This is a genomic window from Microbacterium sp. SORGH_AS_1204, from assembly GCF_030818935.1.
Taxonomy (GTDB): domain Bacteria; phylum Actinomycetota; class Actinomycetes; order Actinomycetales; family Microbacteriaceae; genus Microbacterium.
In genome coordinates this window covers 1,468,188-1,493,375 of the sequence record NZ_JAUTBD010000001.1, presented here as the reverse complement: position 1 = coordinate 1,493,375, position 25,188 = coordinate 1,468,188, and the positions used below count along the sequence as shown (strand labels likewise).

The following is a 25,188-nucleotide window of genomic DNA, read 5'->3' as shown; positions in this document are numbered from 1 at the left end:
CTTCGACACGCTCAGCCGCCTCCCCCACGACCACGCGCGCCCCCTGGGGCTTCGACAGGCTCAGCCACCTCCCCACGACCACGCGCGCGCCCGGCGGCTTCGACACGCTCAGCCACCTCCCCACGACCACGCGCGCACCCGGCGGCTTCGACAGGCTCAGCCACCGCCTCGCAGGCCCGCTACTTCCTCGCCCGTGCGACGAGCGACCGCGCGTGGCGCAGGATGGGCTCGTCGATCATGCGCCCCTCGTACCGGAACGCGCCCTCCTCGGCCTGCGCGAGCACTCCACGTGCCCACCGCAGCTGCTCCGCCGTCGGGGCGTACGCGGCGCGGATCGTCTCGACCTGCCCCGGGTGGATGCACGCGCTGGCGACGAACCCCGAGGCGGCGGCATCCTGAGCCTCCGACGCCAGGCCGTCGAGGTCGTCAAGGTCGACGTGGACGGCGTCGATCGCGCGCTTGCCGACGGCGCCGGCGGCCAGCAGCACCCGAGCCCGTGCGAGGCGGGCGACATCGCGGTAGGTCCCGTCCGCGAACCGGCTGGAGGTGCCCCCGAGGCTTGCGACGAGGTCTTCGGCGCCCCACATGAGGGCGACGACCTGCGGCAGCGCCGCGAAGTGCTCGGCATTCGCCACTCCGCGGGCGGTCTCGCACAACGCGATCACGTCGTACCCCTCGAGAGCGGCGAGGGATGCCGGGTCCTCGGCCTTGGCGACCATGACCGTGCGGATGCGGGTCTCTGCCAGTGCGGCGAGATCGCGCGTGAAGTCGGGGGTCTTCGGCCCGTTCACGCGCACGATGACACGGTCGGGGTCAGGATCGGCGGCGATCATCGCCTCGCGCGCGACGGTCTTGGCGTGCCCGGCGACGGCGTCTTCGAGGTCAAGGATTGCGGCATCCGCCCGGTCGAGGGCCTTGGGGAGCCTCTCAGGCCGATCACCCGGGACGAACAGCAGCGCGGGCCCCGGAGCGAAGGCGCGCGCATCGGGCTGCGCGCCGCTCACGCCGCGCCGTCTTTCGTCCACACGAGCACCGTTCGGGTGGCGGTGACAGCCACCTCGTCGTTCTGCGACCGACCGGTGTGCGCGAGCACGACCACCCCCTGGCCCGGACGGGATGCCGAGGGCCGCACCGACATCACCTCGGTCTCGGCCGTGAGGGTGTCACCGACGAACAGCGGCGCGGGGAAGCTGACATCGGTGAGGCCGAGCTGGGCGACGAGCGTGCCCTGCGTCAGCTGCGCGACCGACAGGCCGATGAGGGTCGACAGCGTCCACATCGAATTCACGAGCGGCCGGCCGAAGGGCTGGGTCGCCGAGTAAGCGGCATCCAGGTGGAGGGCCTGGGTGTTCATCGTGAGGGTGGTGAACAGCACGTTGTCGGCGTCGGTGACGGTGCGTCCGGGCCGGTGCGCGTAGCGCTCGCCGACGACGAACTCCTCCAGAAACAGGCCGCGCTGCTCGATCATGCGGCAACGGTACCGGTGAGTCCCAGCGCGCGCGAGATCACCATGAGCTGCACCTCGGTGGTGCCCTCGCCGATCTCGAGGATCTTGGAGTCGCGGTAGTGCCGGGCGACCGGGTACTCGTTGATGAACCCGTTGCCGCCGAATACCTGCGTCGCATCGCGCGCATTGGCCATGGCGGCGTCGCTCGCGGTCATCTTGGCGACCGCGGCATCCACCGAGAACGGCTTGCCGGCGTCGCACAGGCGCGCGGCGTGCACCCAGGCGAGGCGGGCGGTGTGCACGCGGGCGTGCATGCGCGCGAGCAGGAACTGGATGCTCTGCCGCGTCGACAGGCGCTCGCCGAACACCGTGCGGCTGCGTGCGTAGTCGACGGCGGCTTCGAGACAGCCCTCGGCAGCTCCCGTGGCGAGGGCGGCGATGGCGACGCGACCCTCGTCGAGCGTGCGGAGGAAGTTCTTCAGGCCCTGCCCGCGCTCGCCGAGCAGGTTGTCGGCGGCGACGCGGACGCCGTCGAGGGTGAGGGGGTGGGTGTCGGAGGCGTTCCAGCCGACCTTGTCGTAGGCGGGGCCGACGGTGAACCCGGGCGTGCCATTCGGAACGATGATTGCCGAGATCTCAGGCCGGTCGCCGGCGCGACCCGTGACCGCGGTGACCGTGACGAAACGGGTGATCGCGGTGCCGGAGTTGGTGATGAACTGCTTCGACCCGTCGATCACCCACTCGTCGCCGTCCAGCCGCGCCGTCGTGCGCGTGGCTCCGGCGTCGCTGCCGGCCTCGGCCTCGGTCAGGCCGAATCCGGCGAGCGCCCGCCCGGCGACGAGGTCGGGCAGGTACTTCTCTTTCTGCGCGACGGTGCCGTAGCGGTACAGCGGCATGGCGCCCAGGCCCACTCCGGCTTCGAGCGTGATGGCGAGCGACTGGTCGACGCGCGCCACGCCCTCGATCGCGACGCACAGGCTGGCGTAGTCGCCGCCCTGTCCGCCCACCTCTTCGGGGAACGGCAGGCCGAACAGGCCGATCTCGCCCATCTGCTCGACGATGTCGAGGGGGAGCTCGTGCGCGCGGTCGGCGTCGTACGAGCGGGGCGCGATCACCTCGTCGGCGAACTCGCGCACCATGGCGCTCAGCTCGCGCTCGTCGTCGGTGAAGGCCTGCTGGCTGTCGATGCTCACGAGAGGGTCTCCTTGTGGGATGGGGTGGATGCCGGGATGCCGGCGATGTCGTGCGGTGCGAGGTGCGCGGGGGTGCCGGACCCTTCGACAGGCTCAGGGACCTCGGGCTCAGGGACCTCGGGCGCCGGGACCTCGGGCGCCGGGACCTCGGGCGCGGGGACGTCGGGCATGGGGACCTCGGGCTCAGGGACCTCGGGCGCGGGAACCTCGGGCGCGGGGACCTCGGGCTCAGGGACCTCGGGCTCAGGGACCTCGGGCTCAGGGACCTGGGGCTCAGCGGCCTGGGCGTCGGGGGTCACCGTCGCGACGACCGCGTCGCGGGCGACCTGCGCACCCGCCGTCGTGCGCAGTCGCACGGTGCCGGCGTGCGGCGCGGCCACGGTGTGCTCCATCTTCATGGCTTCGATCGTCACGACCCGGGCACCGGCGTCGACGGCGTCGCCGTCGGAGACGTGCACGGCCACGACGGTTCCCGGAAGAGGCGCGACGAGATCGGGATCGACGGCTCCCTCGGCGCGCCCCGTCGCGGCGCGGCGGCGCGCCGACGCATCGCGCCGCGACACCACGCGCACACGGTGGGCTGCGCCGTCGGCGTGCACCCAGAACTCCTCGGGGCCGCCCACGACCACCGCGTCACCCGGCGCCGGCTCGGTCGCGTACACGCGCCCCGCGTCGTCCTCGAGCCACACCGTGCGACCGGTGTGCGCTCCCCCGGCACGCCAGGCACCGACGCGGCCCCACACCGTACCGTCGGCCGGGGCTTCGGCATCCACGACCTTCTGCGCCGCCGCGGCGAGCGCGGCGGGCGTCGGCGACGGGTGTTCGGGCGTGCCCCGGCGGTCGAGCAGTCCGGTATCGAGATCCCCCGCGCGCACGGCGGGGTCTGCCAGCAGGGCCCGGAGGTCGGCGATGTTCGTATCGACGCCGAGCACGACGGTGTCGGCGAGGGCTGCGTCGAGGCGGGCGAGCGCGGTCTCGCGGTCGGGCCCGTGCGCGATGACTTTCGCGATCATGGGGTCGTACAGCGCACTGATCACGCTGCCGGTCTCGACGGCGCTGTCGACGCGGGCGGTTCCCGGATGCCACAGGCTCACCGTGCCGGTGGCGGGGAGGTAGCCGCGCGCGGGCGTCTCGGCGTACACCCGGGCTTCGATCGCGTGCCCGTCGAGCCGGATCTGCGGCAGGTCGAGCGCGAGGCCCGCGGCGACCCGCAGCTGCTGCTCCACGAGGTCGATGCCCGTGACCAGCTCGGTCACGGGGTGCTCGACCTGCAGGCGCGTGTTCATCTCGATGAAGAACGGCTCGTCGAGGCGATCTCCGGCGGTGAGGAACTCCACCGTCCCCGCGCCGAGGTAGCCGACGCTGCGGGCGGCGGCGACGGCGGCCTCACCCAGGCGGGCCCGCGCGGAGGCGTCGACCACGGGCGACGGTGCTTCTTCGATGACCTTCTGATGTCGCCGCTGCAGCGTGCACTCGCGCTCGCCGAGCGAGATCGTCGTGCCGTGCGCGTCGGCGAGCACCTGCACCTCGATGTGGCGTGGGCGCTCCAGCAGTCGCTCGAGCAGCAGCGCGTCGTCGCCGAAGGCTGCGGCGGCGACCCGACGGGCGGTGGCGAGCGCGTCGGCGAGGTCGTCGCGACCGCGGGCGACCGTCATCCCCTTTCCCCCACCGCCCGCGGACGGTTTCACGAGCAACGGGTACCCCGCGCGGTCGGCCTCGGCGGCGATCTCGGCATCGGAGAGTCCTGCCGCCGAGAACCCCGGCACCGTCGGCACGTCATGCCGCGCGACGTGCTCTTTCGCGCGGATCTTGTCGCCCATGACCTCGAGCGCCTCGACGCCCGGACCGACGAACACGATGCCCGCCGCCGCGCACGCCCGCGCGAAGCCGGCGTTCTCGCTGAGGAAGCCGTAGCCCGGGTGCACGGCATCCGCCCCCGTCGCCATCGCGGCGGCGACCACCGCGTCGACATCGAGGTACGAGGGCACCCGCACAGCGTGATCGGCCTCGCGAGCGTGGGGCGCATCGGCATCCGTGTCGGTGTGGACGGCGACGGAACGGATGCCGAGACGCCGGAGCGTGCGGAACACGCGGCGTGCGATCTCGCCGCGGTTGGCGACGAGCACGCACGAGAACAGGCGGGGCGCAGTGAAGTGGCCCGCGCCGGCGCGGGGGCCCGGGGGCGGCCCGTCCGAGCCCGGGCGCGGGGCGGCGACGGAGCCCGGCACGGCGTAATCGATCATCTCCCTCACCCCGCTCACATCCGGAACAGGCCGAAGCCGCGGTCTGCGAGCGGCACCCGGCTGACGACGTCGAGGGCGAGCCCGAGCATCGTGCGGGTGTCGGCGGGGTCGATGACACCGTCGTCCCAGAGCCGGGCGGTGGCGTAGTACGGGCTGCCCTGCTGTTCGTACCGCTCGCGGATCGGTGCTTGGAACGCCTGGTCGTCGGCATCCGTCCACTCCTCGCCGCGCGCGGCACGCTGATCGCGCGTCACGGTGGAGAGCACGGATGCCGCCTGCGCCCCGCCCATGACCGAGATGCGGCTCGACGGCCAGGTCCAGAGGAACCGCGGGTCGTAGGCCCGCCCGCACATCGCGTAATTGCCGGCGCCGTACGACCCGCCGACGATGACCGTCAGCTTAGGAACGCGGGTGGAGGCGACGGCGGTGACCATCTTGGCGCCGTCTTTCGCGATGCCGCCGGCCTCGGCATCCCGGCCCACCATGAACCCGGTGATGTTCTGGAGGAACAGCAGGGGGATGCCGCGCTGGTCGGCGAGCTCGATGAAGTGCGCGGCCTTGAGGGCGGATTCGCGGAAGAGCACGCCGTCGTTGGCGATGATGGCGACGGGGTGGCCGTGCAGGCGCGCGAAGGTGGTGATGACCGTGTCGCCGTACAGCGCTTTGAATTCGTGGAGCGAGTCGGCGTCGACGAGGGTGTCGATGATCGCGCGCATGTCGACGGACTGCGAGATGTCGGAGGGGACGATGTCGTAGAGGTCCTCCGCGGGGCGGACGGGGTCTTTCGCGGGTTCGACGTGCCAGATCGGCGCCGGGGTGGGCGACAGGGTGCGCACGATGTCGCGGACGATCTCGAGCGCGTGCTCGTCGTCGTCGGCGAGGTGGTCGACCACCCCCGAGCGCCGGGCGTGCAGGTCGCCGCCGCCGAGCTGCTCGGCGGTGACGTCTTCGCCGATCGCGGCCTTGACCAGGGGCGGACCGCCGAGGAACACCGTGCCCTGGTTGCGCACGATCACGCTCTCGTCGCTCATCGCGGGAACGTAGGCGCCGCCCGCGGTGCACGAGCCCATGACGGCGGCGATCTGCGGGATGCCGAGGGCCGACAGCTGCGCCTGGTTGCGGAAGATGCGGCCGAAGTGGTCGCGGTCGGGGAACACCTCGTCCTGCATCGGCAGGTAGGCGCCGCCGGAGTCGACGAGGCAGACGCAGGGCAGGCGGTTCTCGCGCGCGATCTCTTGCGCGCGCAGGTGCTTCTTCACGGTGAGGGGGAAGTACGCCCCGCCCTTCACGGTGGCGTCATTGGCGATCACCATGACGTGACGCCCGTGCACGAGCCCGATCCCCGCGACGACCCCGGCGCCGGGCGCCTGCCCGTCGTAAAGGCCGTGGGCGGCGAGCGGGGCGATTTCGAGGAACGGACTCCCCTCGTCGAGCAACCGGTCGATGCGCTCGCGCGCGAGGAGTTTGCCGCGGGCCGTGTGGCGCTCGCGCGCGGTGTCCGACCCTCCGCGGGCGGCGCGGGCGAGGATGGCGCGCAGCTGAGCGGCGAGCTCGAGCTGTGTCGCGGCTGCCTCGGCGCGCGAGGGCACGGCGGACGCTGTCTCGATGACCGGTGCTGTGCTCATGGCGGCTCCGTCTCGGCGCCGCGTCGTCGACGGCACCGTCGTTCCCGTCGGGGTCGTTCCCGCGGGGTGGGGTTTCAGTTAATGTTGGCTAACTGAGATGCCAGGCTAGCCCGAGCGGATGCCGATGACAAGAGCCAACGAAAAGCCCCGGACGGGCACCGGCGGGGAGCCTGGAGCGGGCGCCGGCCACGCGCCCCGAACGGGCACCGGTGGGGAGCCTGGAGCGGGCGCCGGCCACGCGCCCCGAACGGGCACCGGTGGGGAGCCCGTGCCGGGGGCCGGCGGGGAGCCTCCGCCGAGCACCGACCGCGCGCCCCGAACGGGCACCGGCGGGGAGTCTCCGCCGAGCGCCGGCCACGCGCGCCGGACGGGCACCGGCGGGGAGCCCGTGCCGGGCGCCGGCCACGCGCCCCAGGCGGAAGCCGGCCACGACCCGCGAACGGGGACCGGCCCGGCGCGTCCCAGTGCGACGCCGGCACCGACCCCCGCCGGCACCGCACGCGACCGCGCCAAGGCGGAGCGCCGCACGGCGCTGCTCGCCGCCGCCGCGCGTCTGTTCGCCGAGCGCGGGTTCGACGGCGTGACCCTCGGCGACATCGGCGAAGCGGCCGGGGTGAGCGGCCCCGCCGTCTACCGGCACGTCGCGAGCAAGCAGGCGCTGCTCGGCGCGATCCTCGTCGACGTCAGCGAGCGGTTGCTGCGGGGTGGGCGCGCCGTCGCCGCGAGCACAACGGCAGACGTGTTCGCCGACACGCCGTCCCAGGCCGCCCGCGACCGGCGTGTCGCCGACAACTCCCGCAGCTGTGCACACACGGCATCCGCCCCCGCACCGCCGCCACACCCCGACGCACTCGCCCCGAACATCGCCGGCCACCCCGTCGACACGAGCACAAGGGCAGACATTCACGACGACACGCCGTCCCAGGCCACCCGTGACCGGCGTGTCGCCGACAACTCCCGCAGCCGTGCACGCACGGCATCCGCCCCCGCACCGCCGCCACACCCCGACGCACTCGCCCCCAACACCGCCGGCCACCCCCGCGACACGAGCACAACGGCGGACATCCACGACGACACGCCGTCTCAGACCACCCGCGACCGGCGTGTCGCCGACAACTCCCGCAGCCGTGCACACACGGCATCCGCCCCCGCACCGCCGCCACACCCCGACGCACTCGCCCCGAACATCGCCGGCCACCCCCGCGACACGAGCACAAGGGCAGACATCCACGACGACACGCCGTCCCAGGCCACCCGCGACCGGCGTGTCGCCGACAACCCCCGCAGCAGTGCACACACGGCATCCCTCCCCGACGGTCCCGAGAACCCGGATGCCGTGCTGCGCGCGCTGGTCGACTTCCACGTCGCCTTCGCGCTCGCCGAAGCCGACGTCATCCGCGTGCAGGACCGCGACCTCGACCGCCTCTCCGACGCCGACCGTCGCACCGTCCGGCGCCTGCAGAACGCCTACGTCACCGTGTGGACCGACGCCCTCGCCACTGCGTTCCCGGATGCCGAGACCCCGGCCGAACGCCGCGTGCGGGCGCTGGCCTGCTTCGGGCTCATCAACTCCACACCGCACAGTGTCCGCGGCGTTCCGGCAGCGCGCGTGCGCCCCGCCCTGGCGCGCATGGCGCTGGCCGCCCTGACGGCGTGACGGGGCGGGGGAACATCCCCTTCCGCCGTCTGGACCGAGCGGTCCGCTCGCGCCGGCGGCGCCGAGCGGGTTCCGGCCCCGGAGCCACGGTCCGGGTCTTTGAGACCCCCCGTAACGCCGTCCGGCGGAAAGGTGCCGAGGGCGACCACTCCCCCGGCACCCGGTCCGCGCCGGCCTCGAGCCGCGCCGCGTAGCCGGGGCCCGACGCCGCGATTCAGCGCAGCAGCATGGCCCTCCCGGGTTCGCGCAGCACCCCGGCCACGTCGGTGAGGAAACGCGCCGCCTCGGCACCGTCGACCAGCCGGTGGTCGAACGAGAGGCTGAGGGTGAGCACATCGCGCAGGGCGATGTCGCCGTCGTGCTCCCACGGCGTACGGCGTACGGCGCCGACGGCGAGGATTCCGGCCTCACCGGGGTTGAGGATGGGCGTGCCGGCATCCACTCCGAACACGCCCACGTTGGTGATCGTGAACGTTCCACCGGTCATGGCGGAGGGAGCGGTGCGTCCTGCGCGGGCGGTCGCGGCGAGATCGGCGATCGCGTCGGCGAGGTCGACGAGCGGCAGGGCGTCGGCGTCCGCGATGACGGGCACCACCAGCCCGCGCTCGGTTGCCGCGGCGATGCCCAGGTTGACGTAGTGGTGCGCGACGATCTCGCCCGCCGCGTCGTCCCATTCCGCATTCAGCGCGGGAGTACGCCCGAGCGCGAGGCACACCGCCTTCGCGACGATCGCGAGCACCCCGATCCTGTGCCCGTCGAGGGCTCGATCGGACTTCAGGGATGCCAGCAGCTCGGTCGTCGCGGTCACGTCGACCGTCAGGAAGGTCGTCGCGTGCGGAGCGGTGAAGGCACTGCGCACCATCGCCGCCGCCGTGTGCTTGCGCACGCCGCGGATCGGCGTCCGCGTGACGCGCGCGGCGCGGTCCTGACCGGGCCGGAGCGGCGTTGCGGGCACGGCCGGGGGGACCGTCGACGCGGAAGGAGAGAACGGCCGGGCCTCCATCGGGCCGACCGTCGATGCGGAAGAGGACACATCCCTCGCCGTCGGGCGGCCCTCCGACGTCTGCGAAGAGACACCGGATGCCGCGGGCTCACGCGACGCGAACTCCTCGACGTGCGCGCGGGTCACCGCCTCTCCGGGATGGGCCGCGGCGACGAGCACGAGGTCGATGCCGAGGTCTTTCGCGAGTTTGCGCACGGGCGGGGTGGACCGGGGACGCTCCCCCGGTATCTCGATCGGTCCGGTGTGCAGCACATCGTGGGGTGCCGCTTCGCGCACGGCGTGGTCGCTCTCGACGACCGCGGTGCCGCTGTAGCGCGCGCGTCGCCGGGGTCGGCTCCCCGACGCGGGCGCCGCGCCGTATCCGACGAGGTTGGGCGTGGCGCGTTCCAGGTCGCCCGCTGCCGACGCCGTCGTGCGACCGTCGGGGCCACCACGCCCCTCGGCCGTGCCACGCGCCTCGACCGCACCACGCACGCCCGCGCCATGCACCTCGGCCGCGCCACGCACCACGCCCGCGCCACGCACGCCCGCGCCGGGCTGCGCCTCGGCCGCACCACGCACCACGCCCGCGCCATGCACCACGCCCGCGCCATGCACCACGCCCGCGCCATGCACCTCGGCCGCGCCACGCGCCACGCCCGCGCCGGGCTGCGCCTCGGCGGTCTCCAGCCGGGACGCGTCGGAACGGAACTCCGCAGGACGTTGGGTCGAGCCCGTAGCGGGCTCCCCCGTCTCCGCCTCGGCCTTGCCCGCTGCTGCCTCGGCCGTTCCCGCGGGCGCCGCGCTCACGGCATCCGCCCCCTCCACCGCGAACGACACCAACGGCGATCCGACCGCGACGACGTCGCCCGCGGCGGCGTGCAGTCCCTGCACGGTCCCCGTGTACGGCGAGGGGATCTCGACGATGGCCTTGGCCGTCTCGACCTCGGCGATGGTCTGGTTGAGGGTGACGTCGTCGCCCTCGGCCACGTGCCACTGCACAATCTCGGCCTCGGGAAGCCCCTCGCCGAGGTCGGGAAGCAGGAACTCCGCGATCATCGGACGCCTCCCTCGATCGCCGCCGCGCTCGCCGCCGAGGGAGCCGTCCCGCGCTCCACCACACGGTCGACCGCGAAGAGGATCCGATCGAGATCCGGCACGTGATGCTTCTCGAGCTTCGACGGCGGGTAGGGGATGTCGTGCCCGGTGACGCGCTGCGGCGGCGCCTCGAGGTACTCGAAGCACTGCTCGGTGATGCTCGCGACGAGCTCCGCCCCCACCCCCGCCTCGCGGGCGGCCTCATGGGTCACTACGACGCGCCCGGTCTTGCGGACGGATGCCGCGACCGTGTTCATGTCGATCGGTGAGAGCGAACGCAGGTCGATGACCTCGAGCGAGAGCCCCTCGTCTTCCGCGGCGAGCGCGGCGTCCAGAGCCGTCCGCACCTGCGCACCGTAGGTCACGATCGTGGCGTCGGTGCCCTCGCGGGCGACGCGGGCGAGGTGCATCGGCGGGGCGTCGGCGAGGTCGGCATCCAGATCGACCTCGCCCTTCGCGTGATAGAGGCGCTTGGGCTCGAAGAAGATGACGGGATCATCGGATGCCACGGCCTGCTGCAGCATGACGTAGGCGTCCTGGGGGGTGCTGGCGGCGACGACGCGGAGGCCGGCGGTGTGCACGAAGTAGGCCTCGGGCGATTCGGAGTGATGCTCGGCCGCTCCGACACCCCCGGCCCACGGGATGCGGATGACCAACGGCATCCGGATCCGCCCGTTGCTGCGGTAGTGGAGCTTGGCGACCTGGCAGACGATCTGATCGAAGGCGGGGTAGACGAAGCCGTCGAACTGGATCTCGACGACCGGCCGGTAGCCGCGGAGCGCGAGACCCACGGCGGTGCCGACGATGCCGGCTTCCGCGAGCGGGGTGTCGACGACGCGCTGTGCGCCGAAGCGCTGCTGCAGGCCGTCGGTCACGCGGAAGACGCCGCCGAGCTTGCCGATGTCCTCGCCCATGATCAGCACTTTGTCGTCGGTCTCGAGGGCCTTCGACAGGCCGGCGTTGATCGCGGCGCCGAGCGTGAGCGCGGTCATCGCGAGACCCCCTCGTCGATCCCGCGGGTGCCCGGCCGGCCGGCAGCCTGCGCCGCGCGAAGTGTCAGCGCGGTCATTTCTCGAACCCCGCCAGGTACTCCACGTACTCCGCCTTCTGTCTCTCGAGCGGACCGTGCGGTTCGGCGTACACGTGGTCGAACATCGTCGCGGGATCGCGCGTGGTCGCACCGATGCACGCGGCGCGCACCTCGGCGGCGAGCGCGTCGGCGGCACGGGCGACCTCGGCCAGTCCCGAGTCGTCGAGGATCCCCTCGGCGCGCAGGTACGCCTCGAGGCGCGCGATCGGGTCGCGCCTCGTCCATGCTTCGACCTCGTCGGCATCGCGGTAACGGGTCGGATCGTCGCTGGTGGTGTGCGGTCCCATCCGGTAGGTCACCGCCTCGATGAACGAAGGACCCTCGTTGCGGCGGGCGCGGTCGAGCGCCCACCGCATCGCGGCGACGCAGGCGAGGGCGTCATTGCCGTCGATGCGCATGCTGGGGATGCCGAAACCCGGCGCTCGGCCCGCGATCGGGTGTTTCGCCTGGACGGTGACGGGCTCGGAGATCGCCCACTGGTTGTTCGAGCAGACGAACACGACCGGGGCCCGGAACGACGAGGCGAACACCATCGCCTCGTTGACGTCGCCCTGGCTGGTGGCACCGTCGCCGTAGTAGGCGACGGCGACGTCGGTGGAGCCGTCGCGCTGAGCACCCATCGCCCAGCCGGTCGCGTGCAGAGACTGCGCGCCGATGATGATCTGGGGAGGAGCGGCGTTGATGGTCGTGTGGTCGTAGGCCGAGTGCTCCTCGCCGCGCCAGGCGAGCACGTAGTCGGCGGGTCGTGCGCCGCGGCCGAGCAGCACGCCGTGCTCGCGGTAGCTCGGGAACACGAAGTCGCCGGGGGCGAGCGCGTGGGCGGTTCCGACCTGCACGGCCTCCTGTCCGCGGCAGGGTGCCCACAGCGCGAGCTGACCCTGGCGTTGCAGGGCGACGCCCTCGGCATCCACTCGACGGGTCAGGACCATGTCGCGGTGCAGGGCGCGCAGATCGTGGGGCGAGAGGTCGGCGATCCACGGGTCGAGCGCCGCGTCGGGCACGCGTGTGCCGTCGGGCTCGAGCACTCGGGCGGCGTCGGCCACGTCGCCGGCGGGGTTCGCGGCTCCGTGATCCGGCGAGGTCTGGGTGTACGTCATCGTCATCCCTCCAGGTGCGGCCGGGGTTCCTTTTGAGAGCCGCGGCGGTCCGGGCGTCGGCTGCGGTGCCGACACGCGCGACGGTACGCTCGGAACGCACCCCGCTCAAGACCTCGACGTCATGTTGAGCACAGTGCCCATTGCGCTCGGTCTCGACGCTGCTAATGTTTCGCATCATGAGCAAGCTCGACGCGGTCGACCTCGACCTCCTCCGCGCCCTGTCCGCCGATCCGCGCGCCACCGTCGTCGCGCTCGCCGAGAAGCTCGGACTCTCGCGCAACACCGTCCAGGCGCGCATGAGCCGCCTCGAGCGCGGGGGCGTCTTCCTCTCGTTCGAGCGCACGCTGTCGGCCGAGGCGCTGGGGTTTCCGATCGAGGCGTTCCTGCAGGTCACAGTGCGCCAGGCGGAGCTGCCGGCGATCCGCGAAGACCTGGCGAAGGTGCCCGAGGTGCTGCAGGCGCACGGCCTGAGCGGTCAGGTCGACCTGCTGGTGCGCGTCGCCTGCCGCGACACGCAGCATCTGTTCGACACCGACGCCCGGATCCTCGCGATCGAGGGCGTGGAGCGCACCGAGACGTCGCTCGTCATGGGCGAGGTGATCGGGTATCGCGTCGGCCCGCTGATGGAGCTGGCGCGCGACGGCGTGTAGCGGCCTCCTCCACCGACGGGCCGGTGCCGGATCGCTAAGCACGTCACTGCTCACACCGCGGCTCGGCGTCAGCGGCATCCTGGACACAACCGCAGGACGTTTCCGCGACACGGCGCCGCCCTGCGCACAGCCGCGGCGTGTCGGCCCCTTTTCCTGCCGTTGTGCACAGCCGGCAGCCGTTGTGCACGGGCAGCGGCCGTCGATGACGCCCGGCGGCGCCAGCGGCACCGCGGACACAACCGCAGGACTTTCCCGCAACACGCCGCCGCCCGGCGCATAGCCGCCGCGTGTCGGCCCCTTTACCTGCCGTTGTGCACAGCCGACAGCCGAGGTGCACGACCAGCGGCCGTTGACGAGACCCGGCCGCGCCAGCGGCATCCCGGACACAACCGCAGGACTTTCCCGCGACACGCCGCCACACGGTCTCCGCCCCCGGGGTGTCGCCCCTTCCCTCCGCCGCTGTGCACGGGCAGCGGCCGTTGACGAGGCCCGACGGCGCCAGCGGCATCCCGGACACAACCGCAGGACTTTCGCGCGACACGCCGCCACACGGTCTCCACCCCCGGCGTGTCGCCCGTTTCCCCTGCCGTTGTGCACGCGCGGACGCCCGCTCGACCACGGGGGCGCCGCGACTCTACGGCGCCGGCACCACCGGGATGCTCGCCGTCTCGGTCTTCTGTTCGGCCGGGCTGCCGGCATCCATCTTCACCAGCACCACGCCCGCGAGGATCAGCGCGCCGCCCACGAACTGGACCGGCGCGGGGGTCTCACCCAGCAGCAACCAGGCGAAACCGAGGGCGAAAAGCACCTCGCTGAGTCCGACGAACGAGGCCAGGCGCGACCCGATCAGCGGCACGGCGATGACGCCGAGCGCGTAGCCGAGGGTCGTCGCGACCGCACCCACCCAGAGCAGGGGCAGGATGCCGGGAACCTCGAAGCCCGCGAGCGACACGGTGATCGAAGGGGCGGCGAAGGGCAGGATGCCGGTGCCCACGAGCACTCCCATGACCAGGGCGCCGATGAGCAGGCCGCCGGAGGCGAGGGCGAGCGGGGGGAGGTCGTCTCCGGCGCGGCCGGCGATGACGAAGTAGGCGGCGGCGCACACTGCGGCGCACAGGGCGAACACGGTCCCGAGCAGGTCGAAGCGGGCGCCGCTGATGTCGACGACGAGCACGAGGCCCGCCATGGCGACGACCGAGCCGATCAGCACCGCCTTCGACGGTGCGCGCCGTGTACGCGCCCACACGGCGATGACGATGAGCACAGGGGCGATGTACTGGATGAGCAGGGCCACGGCCACCGGCATCCGCTGCATGGCGGCGAAGTAGAACAGCTGGCATCCGGCGACGGCGGTGAGACCGAACGCGACGATGAGCAGGCCGTGGCGACGCAGGAATCCGGGTTGACGCCGGATGGCGATGATCAGCGCGGGTGAGAGCAGGAGCGCGGCGCAGCTCATGCGTACGAGCAGCACCGTGCCGAGCGACCAGCCGCCGTCGAGCAGCGGCTTGACGAACGGGCCGCTCGACGAGAACGCCAGCGCGGAAGCGACGGCGATGAGGAGGCCGGTGACGGCTCCAGAGCCGTGGCGGGTGGAGCGCGGAAGGGTGACGGACGACGTGGTCATGCGGGCCTGCTGTCAGGAGTGAAGAGCGTTTACACTCGTGACAGTACGGGCCGCACCTGTCAGGAGTCAACATGGTCTTCATCCGTGACACCGAATTGGTGCTGCGTGCTGCCGTCGAACTGGTGAACACGCTGCCGCAGACCGACGTCAGCGGTGTCGACACCCTTGTCGAGGTCGCCGATCTGGAGGCGTTCACCGAGCGGCACGGGTACACCGGTTCGCGCACGCGCGACGCACGCGAGCTCGCCGCGGTGCGCGGCATCCGTCCCCGCCTGCTGCAACTGTGGAGCACTGATCGCGACGGGGCGGTGCCGCTGGTCAATGCGATGCTCGCCGACGGTCGGGCGCTGCCCCAGCTGGTGCGGCACGACGGTCTCGACTGGCACATCCACGCCAGCGACCCCGACGATCCGTTGGCGATTCGCATCCTCGTGGAGTCGGCGCTGGCGTTCGTCGACGTGATCCGCGCCGACGAGTACGCCCGCGTGCGCGTGTGCGACGCCGACGATTGCGACGGGGTCTACGTCGACTTCTCGAAGAACGGCTCCAAGCGCTACTGCGACGCCGGCAACTGTGGCAACCGCATGAACGTCAACGCGTACCGCAAGCGCAAGGCGGAGGCACCCGCCTGACGAGCGAGAGCTGTCGGGTGCTTCGACGGGCTCGAGTGACACGACGGGCCGCGACGGACCTTCGTCGCCGCCGGCATCTCGTGGCGCGTCAGCCGATCGCGACCCGCATCGTCGCTCCGCCGGTTGCTCCCCCGACGATGACGACGACGGCCGTGATCGTCGGCGCCCACCGACCGACGTGGCGTCGGCGGGCCTTCGTCACCCCAGGAACCTCCGAATGGCCTCTGCCGCGGCCTGCGGCGTCTCGTAGTGGATCAGGTGCCCCACCTCGGGGATCTCGACCAGCTCGGCATGCGGAAACAGCGTCGCGAGGTGCCGCTCGGCCTCGATGGGGGTGATGTCGTCTTTCTCGGCGGCGATGAGCAACGTCGGCTGCGAGATGCGCGGAGCGAACTCGCGCACGTCGTGCGACACGCTCGTCACGAACGCCTCGTGCAGCACGTCGCGGTCGGCGAAGCGCGAGAAGTACTCGTCGTGCTGCTCGTGCACGAAGCGTCGAAGCTCGGGATCAGGGGTCTTGGCCATGGCGTTGCTCATCACGCGGACGATGAGCCGGTTGCGCAGCAGCCCCTCGCCGAGCGCGCGCGGAAGTTTCGCCCCGGCCAGGTAGTAGAACACCGCGAGGCGGGTGAGGATGCCGCGGGGCCCCTCGAGCGCCGGTGCCCCGATCGGGTTCACGAGGATCAGCTTCGGCGTCGCCAGTCCGCCCGCCACCGCCGCCGCCGCGACGATCGAGCCGAAGGAGTGGCCGAGCACGACGGCCTGCGGAGCCACCGTCTCGACGAACGCGCGCAGCCAGCGCGCGTACGTGCCGAGATCGTGCGCGCGACCCGGCAGGGGGGCCGACTCGCCGAAGCCCGGGAGGTCGGGCGAGACGACCCGGATGCCGGGCAGGTGCGCCACGACCGGATCGAGTCCATGGTGCTCGCCGCGGAACCCGTGCACCGCCACGATCGTCGTGTCGGCGTCGTCGTCACCGTAGACCCAGTAGGCCGTCGTACCGCCCAGTACCCCGGCCTCACGGCGGTCGACGGGGATCGCGGCGAGGCGGTCGGCGTAGGGATTGGGCATGGAATCGAGTCTAGGAGGGGCCTCCGACATCGCCGCGTCCGCGGGCGCCTCGCCGGTGGGCCGGGCCCGCAACATAGGAGACCGACGGAACGGAGGATGCCACGTGCCGGTCGCACCCTCCCCGTCGCGTCGCCGGTGGACCGGGCGCGCAACGCAAGAGACCGACGGAACGGAGGATGCCACGTGCCGGTCGTGCCCTCCCCCGTCGCGTCGCCGGTGGGCCGGGCCCGCAACGCAGGAGATCGGCGGAGCGGAGGATGCCGCGTGCCGGTCGCGCCCTCCCCGTCGCGTCGCCGGTGGGCCGTGTCCGCAACCGCCCGAATCTCCTGCGCTCACGGCCTCCCGCGGTCGCTAGCGGGTGTCCCGTCCCGGCGAACACCGCCGTTTCAGCGCGCGATCGTCCTGCACCCCGGCATCCAGCCCCTGCAACTGCTCGCCCCCTTCCACGTGTTCACCGCGCGCGTTCACCCCCGTTCTGGGCGGTTCCGCGCACCCCACCCCTCCCCCGCGCGGGCGCCACACCCCCGCATACGGTTCCCATCTCCCTACGCCTCACCTCACACCCGCTCACCCCGCGGCATCCCGTCCCCGTCGCGACGCTCCACACCTTGCACCCGCTCACCCCGCGGCATCCCGTCCCCGTCGCGACGCTCCACACCTCGCAGCCGCGCATCCCGGCATACGGTTCCCCTCTCCGCACGCCCGCCTTCTCGCCGCTCGCGCCCCGGCATCCATTACCGTTCGTCCCAGGCCCGCCCTCCATGTGCTCGAGCCCCGGCATCCACCCCGTTCTGCGCGCCTCGACGGCGATGTCGGAGCCCCGTTCTACGGTGACGACATGACCACGTGGCAGGCCGAGCCGCTCCCCCTCTTCCAGACGCCCGATTGGGCGCGCCTCGTCGGCGTGTTCGACCTCGAGACGACCGGAATCGACGTCGAGAACGATCGCATCGTCTCAGCCCACGTGGGCGTGCTCGACGCCGACGGCAACGTGGTCGACGCGCGCGATTGGCTGGCCGATCCCGGCGTCGAGATCCCGGCCGGCGCCGCCGCCATTCACGGCATCTCGACGGAGCGGGCGCGCGCCGACGGCGCTCCGGCGCCTCGTGTGGTCGCCGAAGTCGTCGAGGCGTTGGGGGCGTTGTTCGCCGCCGGCATTCCCGTCGTGGCGTACAACGCGCCCTTCGACTTCTCGATGCTCAAGAACGAGGCCGTGCGTCACGGCGTGGCACCGATCCACGCGCCCTCTCCCGTCATCGACCCGCTCGTCGTCGACAAGACCTACGACCGCTATCGTCGCGGCAAGCGCACCCTGTCGGTCGTCGCCGAGCATTACGCGGTCTCGCTCGACGCCGCGCACGAAGCCTGCGCCGACGCGGTGGCCGCCGGCCGCGTGGCCCTGGCCCTCGCCGAGAAGTTCGGACCGTGGATGCCACCCACCCTCGACGAACTCCACACCCGCCAGATCGCGTGGGCCCGCGCTCAAGCCGCGAGTCTGACCGAGTACTTCGTCAAGATCGGACGCCTGGATGCCACGGCTCCCCCGCTCGACGGAGCGTGGCCCATCCGCTGAACCGCGGGACACCCGGATGCCATGGCACCCCCGCCCGACGGAATGTGAGCCATCCGCAGAGGCGCCGGACACCCGGATACCGCGACGCCCCGCTCGACGGAGCGTGGCCCATCCGCTGAACCGCGGGCCTCCCGGATGCCACGGCACCCCGCCCGACGGAATGTGAACCATCCGCAGAGGCGCCGGACACCCGGATGCCACGGCGCCCCGCCCTACCGGGCGTGAACGATCCGCAGAGGCGCCGAACACCCGGATGCCACGGCACCCCCGCCCGACGAGACGTGAACCATCCACTGACATGCCGAACACCCGGAGACCGCGACACCCGCCCGACGGAATGTGAACCATCCGCAGAGGCGCCGGACACCCGGATACCGCGACGCCCCGCTCTACAGAACACGGCCCATCCGTCGACATGAGAGACGCCTAGACAGCGCCGTCCGGTCCGGAATCCCTCGCCGAAGTGGGGCATCTCCGCCGAAGGCATTGCGCCCGGCGACATCCGGCAGACCGGATAGCCGACCCTCTCGACGGCGCTCGGCGCGCATCGCACGCTCCCGGCGCAATTTCGGAGGTCGCCGATAGCGTTCTTCCATGACCCGCACCGCACGCTCCGCCGACCGGCCCCGGCCGGTGTTCCGGGCGTGCGACGGAGCGCCTTGGCCCACCGAGAACGAGCTGGATCTCGACGCGGAGTGGGCGGCTTTCCGCGAGAGCGCCCACAAACGGCACGGGACTGCGGCGCTCGCGTCCACCGACTCACCATTCACCGCAGACGGGCGCCTCGACCACGAACGCGCGAACGAACACGATGCGCTCGACGACGCCGCGCTGTGGCATCCGGATGACTGTGCGAACCCGCTGTCTGAGGCCGTCGCTTCGGTCGTCGATCTCGACGCGCGGCTCGGACATCTCGAGTGCGTCGTACGCGATCGACGGCGAGCGACCGCCGACGAGTACCGCCTGATCCTGGCGATCCTCGACGATGCCGCGTTCGACCCGACGCCCTGGGTTGGCCCCGATCCCACGGTCGATTGCGCCCGGCAGGATCCTCGCGGCCGCACGCCGCGCGCCGTGCGTCGCGACCGCATCGACCTGGCCGAACGTGCCGCCGTCGCCGAGATCGCGGTGCGCCTTCACCTGTCCGAGCAGACCGTCCGTACACGCGCCGCGCATGCGCGCACCCTGGCCGAGGGGTGCCCGCGGTTGTGGGCCGCCTTCGGCGACGGACGCCTCTCCGAGAAGCACGCCGTCGACGCAGCCCGACTCGCGTCGACCCTCCCAGCGGGAGACAACGAAACGTTCGATCGCTTCGACGAGGAGGCCTGCCCGTCCGCGCTGGTGCTGCCTCCGGCCACGTTCGCGGTGGCCGCCCGGGCGATTCGCGAGCGCGTGCATGCCGAGTCGATCGAGAGCCGTCATCGTCGCGCGGCTCAGGACCGCGGCGTGTGGATGACGGCCGAGCTCGACGGCATGGCGTCGCTTCATGCGCTGCTCCCGGGGGACCGCGCTCGCGCCGTGATGTCGCGACTCGACCGCGCCGCACGGCATCTTCGTGCGGCCCCCGACGAATCTCGCACGCTCGCGCAGTTACGGGCAGACGCCTTCGCCGACCTCGTGACGATGACGGAGAGCCCACCGGCGGAGCCGTCGGCCGCGCATCCGCCGCCCGAGACCGACGGATGCCACGCGCCTCCGCCGTTCGATGCGCCACGCACGTTCCGGTCCGCTCCGCCGGCAACCGTCGTCGTCACCATTCCGGCGCTGACGCTTCTCGGCCGCGGCACGGAGCCCGCCGTGCTCGAGGGCTACGGACCGATCGACCTCGACACGGCTCGGCGTTTGGCGGGCTCGGCGACATCCTGGATCCGACTCCTCACCCACCCCGTGAACGGCGCACCGCTCGTGCTCGACCGGAAGGCCTACCGCGTGCCCACGGCTCTTCGCCGGTGGCTCGGAGTGACCTCGCCCACCTGCGTCTTCCCCGGGTGTGGTCGCGCCGCTCGGGAGTGCGACATAGACCACCGCACCGCCTGGGCGGACGGCGGAACCACCGACGACGACAACCTCGATCCGAAGTGCCGACATCACCACCGTCTGCGCCACGAAAGTCGGTGGGATATCGACCACCCGCCCGGCGAGGACACCGTCTGGGTCTCTCCCTTGGGCGGCAGATACGGCACCGACCCGCCGCCGTTCTGAGTACGCCCCCGTCCGCGCCTCGCCGAACTGACCGCGTGTCCATCCGCGCGCCCCCGCCACACCGATTTCGCGACCATCCACGCCCCCGCCACACCGATTCCATGACCGTCCACGCCCCCGCCACACCGATTCCGTGACCGTCCACGCCCCCGCCACACCGATTCCGTGACCGTCCACGCCCCCGCCACACCGATTCCGTGACCGTCCACGCCCCTGCCACACTGATTCCGTGACCGTCCGCATCGCCACCGTGCAGGCCGAGGCCGTCCCCGGCGCCATCGGCCGCAACGTCGCTCAGGCTGCGCGCTACGTCGGCGACAGCGCGACCGCCGGTGCGAACGTCATCCTCTTCCCCGAGGCTTTCCTCACCGGCTATGACGACACCGTCTTCGCCGGCGTCCTGCCGCGCCTCGACGATCTCGGGTGGCTCAGCCCCCTGCAGGACGCCGTCGACGAAACCCGCGTCATCGCCGTCGTGAACACCGCACTTCAGCGAGGCGCGCACCGCACGCTGACCGACCTCGTCATCGCCCCCGGCAGGCCCCCGCTGCCCGCCTATGCCAAGCAACACCTCTATGCTTCCGAGCGCGAGCTCTTCACCCCGGGCGCGGGCGGGTACTCGTTCCGGCTCGGCGACGTCGACCTCGCCCTGTCCGTCTGTTACGACGCGAATTTTCCCGAGCACGCCGCGACAGCCGCCACCGCCGGAGCCACGGTCTACCTGAACAGCGGAGCGTATTTCCCGGGCGGAGAACGCCGACGCGACCTTCACCTGGCTGCGCGCGCCCTCGACAACAGCATGTACGTCGTCTACAGCGGGCTGGTCGGAGCCCCCAGCGGGTTCATCGGCGGCTCGGCCGTCTTCGACCCGCTCGGCCATCGCGTCACCGCCGTCGACGGGCGCGAAGGCCTGGCGGTCGTCGACATCGACTCCGCTGTCGTCGACGAGGTCCGCCGCGACCAGCGCATGTGGACGGATCGCCGCGCAGACCTGGGTCTTTTCGAGCGTTCGGGTGAACTAGATCCGCATGGTCCGCGTCCGGCACCGCTGTAACGCCCGCAGCGCACCCCATCTGCTCGCAGAGCCCCGCGAAACACGAGAGCCCCCCGTCCCGAAGGACGAGGGGCTCTCGAAGCGGATCCGCTGAGGATCAACGACCGCCGAAGTTCTTGAAGCGCTGGTTGAACTTCTCGACGCGACCGGCCGAGTCCATGATGCGCTGCTTGCCCGTGTAGAACGGGTGCGAAGCCGACGAGATCTCCACGTCGATGACGGGGTACTCGACACCGTCGAGCTCGATCGTCTTGTCGCTCGAGACGGTCGAGCGCGTGAGGAACGTGTCGCCCGAGCCGAGGTCGCGGAACACGACGGCCTTGTACGTGGGGTGGATGTCAGTCTTCATGGGAGGTCCTTTGAGAAGTGGTGCCCTGGATTCTGCCAGGACGTCAAAGTCTGCGGCGCCGGAGGCACCAACGACAGAGTCTATCAGGCCCGGCGCAGAGCCTCGGTCAGCGCGCCCCGAGCAGGAGACGCGGCACTCGATGCCGCCTTACACCGCCCGCGCCGCGTAGCGCCCGGCTTCGTGCGTCAGCGTGATCTCGAGTCCGAACGTCGCCGTCAGGTTCTCGGCCGTCAGCGCCTCGTCGAGAGGACCGGATGCCACGACCTCGCCGTCACGCAGCAGCAGCACGTGCGTGAAGCCGACGGGGATCTCCTCGACGTGATGGGTGACCATGACCATCGCCGGCGTCGTCGGCGCCTGCGCATAGCCCGACAACAGCCCGAGCAGCTCTTCACGCGCACCGAGGTCGAGGCTGGCGGTGGGCTCATCGAGCAGCAGCAGCTCGGGATCGGTCATCACGGCACGCGCGATCTGCACGCGCTTCTGCTCGCCGTCGCTGAGCGTGCCGAAGGTGCGGTCGGCGAGGTGGTCGAGCTTCCACTCGGCGAGCACGCGCAGCGCGCGGCGCTCGTCGATGTCGTCGTAGTCCTCGCGCCATCGCCCGACGACCGAGAACGCCGCGGTCAGCACGACGTCGAGCACCGTCTCCTCCGGCGGCACGCGACGCGCCATCGCCGACGAGGCGAACCCGATCCGCGGACGCAGCTCGAATACGTCGGTCCGACCGAGACGCTCACCGAGGATCGTCACCGCGCCCGACGTGGGGTGCAGCAGCGTGTCGGCCAGCTGCAACACGGTGGTCTTGCCGGCGCCGTTCGGTCCGAGCACCACCCAGCGCTCGTCATCCGACACCGTCCAGTCGAGGTGGGACACGATGTCCCGACCGTTGCGGCGGACGACGACATCGGAGAACTCGAGCACCTGCGGCATGACGCTAGCCTACTGGCCCGACCCCGGGCGACCGGATGCCACGCGGCCCGCTGTGGAGGGCCGAGACACGATCGGCGGCGACGCCGCCGGCGCACCGTCGCAGCGCGCCCTACTTCGCCGCGACCTCCGCATACAGCGCCGCCGTCTCCTTCGCGATGGCCGCCCAGCTGAAGGCGTCGATGGCCCGCTGACGCCCCGCCTCTCCGTACGCGCGGGCGGTGTCGGCATCCGTCACCACCTCGGTGAGCACGCGGGCGAGGTCCGACACGAACTGCTCGGGGTCGACGGGCGTGCCGGTGCCGTCCTGCACCTGCTCGATCGGCACGAGACGACCCGTGACGCCGTCGACGACCACCTCGGGGATGCCCCCGGTGGCCGTGCCGACGACGGCGGCACCGCACGCCATCGCCTCGAGGTTGACGATTCCGAGCGGCTCGTACACCGACGGGCAGACGAATGTCGTCGCCGAGGTCAGGATCGCGCACAGTTCATCTCGCGGCAGCAGCTTCTCGATCCACACGACACCGTCGCGGGTCGCCTGCAGCCCGCGCACGAGCTCCTGCACCTCGGCCATGATCTGAGGAGTGTCGGGCGCGCCCGCGCACAGGATGAGCTGCACCTCCGGCGGCAGCAGCTCGGCAGCGCGCAGCAGGTACGGCAGCCCCTTCTGCCGTGTGATGCGTCCGACGAAGACGACCGACGGACGCGACGGATTGATTCCCTGCGACGCGAGGAACGCGTCATCCGACACCGGATGCCACGACGCGGTGTCGATGCCGTTGTAGATCACCCGCACCTTGTCGGGATCCAGCGACGGGTAGCTGCGCAGGATGTCGTCGCGCATCCCCGAGCTCACCGCCACGACCGCCGCGGCACCCTCGTACGCGGTCTTCTCGATGTAGCTCGACACGGCGTAGCCGCCGCCCAGCTGCTCGGCCTTCCACGGACGGAGCGGTTCGAGGCTGTGGGCGGTGACCACGTGCGGGATGCCGTGGAGAAGGGATGCCAGGTGCCCGGCGAAGTTCGCGTACCAGGTGTGCGAGTGCACGACGTGGGCACCCGCGACATCGGAGACGATCTCGAGGTCGGTGCCCAGGGTCTGGATCGCGCCGTTCGCGGAGGACAGCTCAGCGGGTACGCCGTACGACGTGGTGTCGGCCTCCTCGCGTGACGCGCCGAACGCGCGGACCTGCACCTCGGTGCCCTCGGCGCGGAGCGCCTTGACGAGTTCGGTGGCGTGGACCCCGGCTCCCCCGTAGATCTCCGGCGGGTACTCCTTGGTCACGATGTCGACGCGCATGAGACGAACCGTAGTACAGCGGACGGCGCGCCGGGAACGTGTTCCCGCACGCCTTCGTGACCCCTAGTGTTGTGCCATGCCTGCAGCGCCGAAGGTCTTCGGAATCATCCTCGCCGGCGGCGAGGGAAAGCGACTCATGCCCCTCACGGCCGATCGCGCGAAACCCGCCGTCCCGTTCGGCGGTCAGTACCGCCTGATCGACTTCGCGATCTCGAACCTCATCAACTCGGGGCTTCGACAACTGGTCGTCCTGACGCAGTACAAGTCGCACAGTCTCGACCGCCACATCTCGCAGACCTGGCGCATGTCGCCGATGCTCGGTGCGTACGTCGCCTCGGTGCCGGCGCAGCAGCGTCTCGGCAAGCGCTGGTTCTCCGGCTCCGCCGACGCGATCCTGCAGTCGATGAACCTCATCCGCGATGAGAAGCCCGACATCGTCGTCGTCATCGGTGCCGACCACGTCTACCGCATGGACTTCAAGCAGATGCTCGACGCGCACATCGCGTCCGACGCGCGCGCCACCGTGGCCGGCATCCGTCAGCCCATCGGCTTGGCGAACCAGTTCGGTGTCATCGACACCGACCCGGAAGACCCGACGAGGATCCGCGAGTTCCTCGAGAAGCCGCAGAACCCCGCGGGACTGTCCGACGCGCCGCACGAGGTGCTCGCGTCGATGGGCAACTACATCTTCGACGCCGATGCCCTGGTCGAGGCCGTCACGCACGACGGCGAACTGCCGACGTCGGCGCACGACATGGGCGGCGACATCGTCCCCTATTTCGTCAACCGCGGTGAGGCCGCCGTCTACGACTTCCAGCGCAACGACGTGCCGGGGTCGACGCCGCGCGACCGGTCGTACTGGCGCGACGTCGGCACGATCGAGTCGTTCTACGACGCGCACATGGACCTGATCTCGACGCTGCCCGTGTTCAACTTGTACAACAACGACTGGCCGATCTACTCACAGACCTTCAACGCCCCGCCGGCGAAGTTCGTCCGCGACTCGGTCGGACGCATCGGCAACGCGATCGACTCCATCGTCTCGCTCGGTTCGGTGCTCTCAGGAACACACCTCGAGCACAGCGTCGTCGGCCCGTGGGCCCTCGCCGGAGGCGGGTCCACCATCACCGACTCGGTGCTGTTCGACAGCGTGCAGGTCGGTGCGGGAGCGCGCATCCACCGCGCGATCCTCGACAAGAACGTCGTGCTCGAGCCCGGCGCCACCATCGGCGTCGACCGTGACCGCGATGTGGCCCGCGGCTTCACCGTCACCGAGACGGGCATCACCGTCGTCGGAAAGGACGTGCACGTCCACGCGTGACATCGCGCCGGGTCCTGGATGCCAGGATGCGCGGATGCCAGAAGAGG

20 protein-coding genes are annotated in these 25,188 nt (G+C 71.6%); 7 read left to right on the top strand and 13 right to left on the bottom strand.

Going from position 1 to position 25,188, the window contains the following annotated elements; translation table 11 throughout:
- Positions 1-179: 179 nt before the first annotated feature.
- Genes QE410_RS06795 through QE410_RS06775 form a run of 5 tightly spaced genes read right to left on the bottom strand, consistent with a single transcriptional unit; the run spans position 180 to position 6,508 of the window.
- On the bottom strand, positions 180-1,004 hold the full coding sequence (locus QE410_RS06795) for a CoA ester lyase (RefSeq protein ID WP_307329645.1): 825 nt from the start codon (positions 1,002-1,004) through the stop codon (positions 180-182).
- Positions 1,001-1,468: a MaoC family dehydratase gene (locus tag QE410_RS06790; protein ID WP_307329642.1), complete on the bottom strand. Its 468-nt coding sequence runs from the start codon at positions 1,466-1,468 to the stop codon at positions 1,001-1,003. Before QE410_RS06790 ends, QE410_RS06795 begins: the two co-directional genes overlap by 4 nt.
- Entirely contained in the window at positions 1,465-2,586 is a 1,122-nt protein-coding gene (locus tag QE410_RS06785) for an acyl-CoA dehydrogenase family protein (RefSeq protein WP_373459367.1), read from the bottom strand. Before QE410_RS06785 ends, QE410_RS06790 begins: the two co-directional genes overlap by 4 nt.
- Before the next feature lie 50 nt (positions 2,587-2,636).
- On the bottom strand, positions 2,637-4,883 hold the full coding sequence (locus QE410_RS06780) for a biotin carboxylase N-terminal domain-containing protein (protein ID WP_307329636.1): 2,247 nt from the start codon (positions 4,881-4,883) through the stop codon (positions 2,637-2,639).
- 14 nt (positions 4,884-4,897) lie between these two features.
- Entirely contained in the window at positions 4,898-6,508 is a 1,611-nt protein-coding gene (locus QE410_RS06775; protein WP_307329633.1) for a carboxyl transferase domain-containing protein, read from the bottom strand.
- Positions 6,509-6,896: 388 nt separating this feature from the next.
- Between QE410_RS06775 and QE410_RS06765 the strand changes: the two genes are divergently transcribed.
- Complete coding sequence (locus QE410_RS06765; protein WP_373459325.1) at positions 6,897-8,165, top strand: TetR/AcrR family transcriptional regulator; 1,269 nt, start codon at positions 6,897-6,899, stop codon at positions 8,163-8,165.
- Between the two features lie 214 nt (positions 8,166-8,379).
- Here QE410_RS06765 and QE410_RS06760 read toward each other — a convergent pair whose 3' ends face one another.
- The 3 genes from QE410_RS06760 to pdhA all read right to left on the bottom strand — a co-directional run bounded on the left by QE410_RS06760 (position 8,380) and on the right by pdhA (position 12,432).
- Positions 8,380-10,206, bottom strand: a complete 1,827-nt coding sequence (locus QE410_RS06760; protein ID WP_307329630.1) for a 2-oxo acid dehydrogenase subunit E2 — start codon at positions 10,204-10,206, stop codon at positions 8,380-8,382.
- Positions 10,203-11,237 (bottom strand): alpha-ketoacid dehydrogenase subunit beta, encoded by a 1,035-nt coding sequence (locus QE410_RS06755; RefSeq protein ID WP_307329627.1) that lies wholly within the window; start codon positions 11,235-11,237, stop codon positions 10,203-10,205. The genes QE410_RS06760 and QE410_RS06755 overlap by 4 nt, the downstream gene beginning before the upstream one ends.
- A 73-nt stretch (positions 11,238-11,310) precedes the next feature.
- Positions 11,311-12,432, bottom strand: a complete 1,122-nt coding sequence (gene pdhA, locus QE410_RS06750) for a pyruvate dehydrogenase (acetyl-transferring) E1 component subunit alpha (RefSeq protein WP_373459324.1) — start codon at positions 12,430-12,432, stop codon at positions 11,311-11,313.
- Positions 12,433-12,608: 176 nt separating this feature from the next.
- On the opposite strand from pdhA, the gene QE410_RS06745 reads away from it, so the two are divergent.
- Positions 12,609-13,082, top strand: coding sequence for an Lrp/AsnC family transcriptional regulator (locus QE410_RS06745; RefSeq protein ID WP_058233266.1), 474 nt, complete (start codon positions 12,609-12,611; stop codon positions 13,080-13,082).
- Positions 13,083-13,716: 634 nt separating this feature from the next.
- On the opposite strand, the gene QE410_RS06740 is transcribed toward QE410_RS06745, so the two are convergent.
- On the bottom strand, positions 13,717-14,709 hold the full coding sequence (locus QE410_RS06740; protein WP_307329619.1) for a DMT family transporter: 993 nt from the start codon (positions 14,707-14,709) through the stop codon (positions 13,717-13,719).
- A gap of 71 nt (positions 14,710-14,780) precedes the next feature.
- On the opposite strand from QE410_RS06740, the gene QE410_RS06735 reads away from it, so the two are divergent.
- A complete protein-coding gene (locus QE410_RS06735; RefSeq protein WP_307329616.1) occupies positions 14,781-15,341 on the top strand; it encodes a CGNR zinc finger domain-containing protein in 561 nt (186 codons plus the stop codon).
- 198 nt (positions 15,342-15,539) lie between these two features.
- Here QE410_RS06735 and QE410_RS06730 read toward each other — a convergent pair whose 3' ends face one another.
- Positions 15,540-16,412 carry an alpha/beta fold hydrolase gene (locus QE410_RS06730; protein ID WP_307329613.1) on the bottom strand — a complete coding sequence of 291 codons (873 nt, stop codon included), beginning with the start codon at positions 16,410-16,412 and terminating at the stop codon, positions 15,540-15,542.
- Between the two features lie 838 nt (positions 16,413-17,250).
- Here QE410_RS06730 and QE410_RS06725 point away from each other — a divergent pair.
- The 3 genes from QE410_RS06725 to QE410_RS06715 all read left to right on the top strand — a co-directional run bounded on the left by QE410_RS06725 (position 17,251) and on the right by QE410_RS06715 (position 21,241).
- Positions 17,251-17,985, top strand: coding sequence for a 3'-5' exonuclease (locus tag QE410_RS06725; RefSeq protein ID WP_307329610.1), 735 nt, complete (start codon positions 17,251-17,253; stop codon positions 17,983-17,985).
- A gap of 594 nt (positions 17,986-18,579) precedes the next feature.
- Positions 18,580-20,187, top strand: a complete 1,608-nt coding sequence (locus QE410_RS06720) for an HNH endonuclease signature motif containing protein (protein ID WP_307329607.1) — start codon at positions 18,580-18,582, stop codon at positions 20,185-20,187.
- A gap of 229 nt (positions 20,188-20,416) precedes the next feature.
- Positions 20,417-21,241, top strand: a complete 825-nt coding sequence (locus QE410_RS06715; RefSeq protein ID WP_307329604.1) for a carbon-nitrogen hydrolase family protein — start codon at positions 20,417-20,419, stop codon at positions 21,239-21,241.
- Between the two features lie 97 nt (positions 21,242-21,338).
- Here QE410_RS06715 and QE410_RS06710 read toward each other — a convergent pair whose 3' ends face one another.
- From QE410_RS06710 to glgA, 3 genes are all read right to left on the bottom strand, one after another.
- Positions 21,339-21,590 (bottom strand): type B 50S ribosomal protein L31, encoded by a 252-nt coding sequence (locus tag QE410_RS06710; RefSeq protein WP_013586710.1) that lies wholly within the window; start codon positions 21,588-21,590, stop codon positions 21,339-21,341.
- Between the two features lie 147 nt (positions 21,591-21,737).
- Positions 21,738-22,520 carry an ABC transporter ATP-binding protein gene (locus tag QE410_RS06705; protein WP_307329601.1) on the bottom strand — a complete coding sequence of 261 codons (783 nt, stop codon included), beginning with the start codon at positions 22,518-22,520 and terminating at the stop codon, positions 21,738-21,740.
- Between the two features lie 109 nt (positions 22,521-22,629).
- Positions 22,630-23,820, bottom strand: a complete 1,191-nt coding sequence (glgA, locus tag QE410_RS06700) for a glycogen synthase (protein WP_307329599.1) — start codon at positions 23,818-23,820, stop codon at positions 22,630-22,632.
- Positions 23,821-23,896: 76 nt separating this feature from the next.
- Here glgA and glgC point away from each other — a divergent pair, with 76 nt between their 5' ends.
- Entirely contained in the window at positions 23,897-25,141 is a 1,245-nt protein-coding gene (gene glgC, locus QE410_RS06695) for a glucose-1-phosphate adenylyltransferase (RefSeq protein ID WP_307329596.1), read from the top strand.
- The last annotated feature ends 47 nt before the right edge of the window (positions 25,142-25,188 follow it).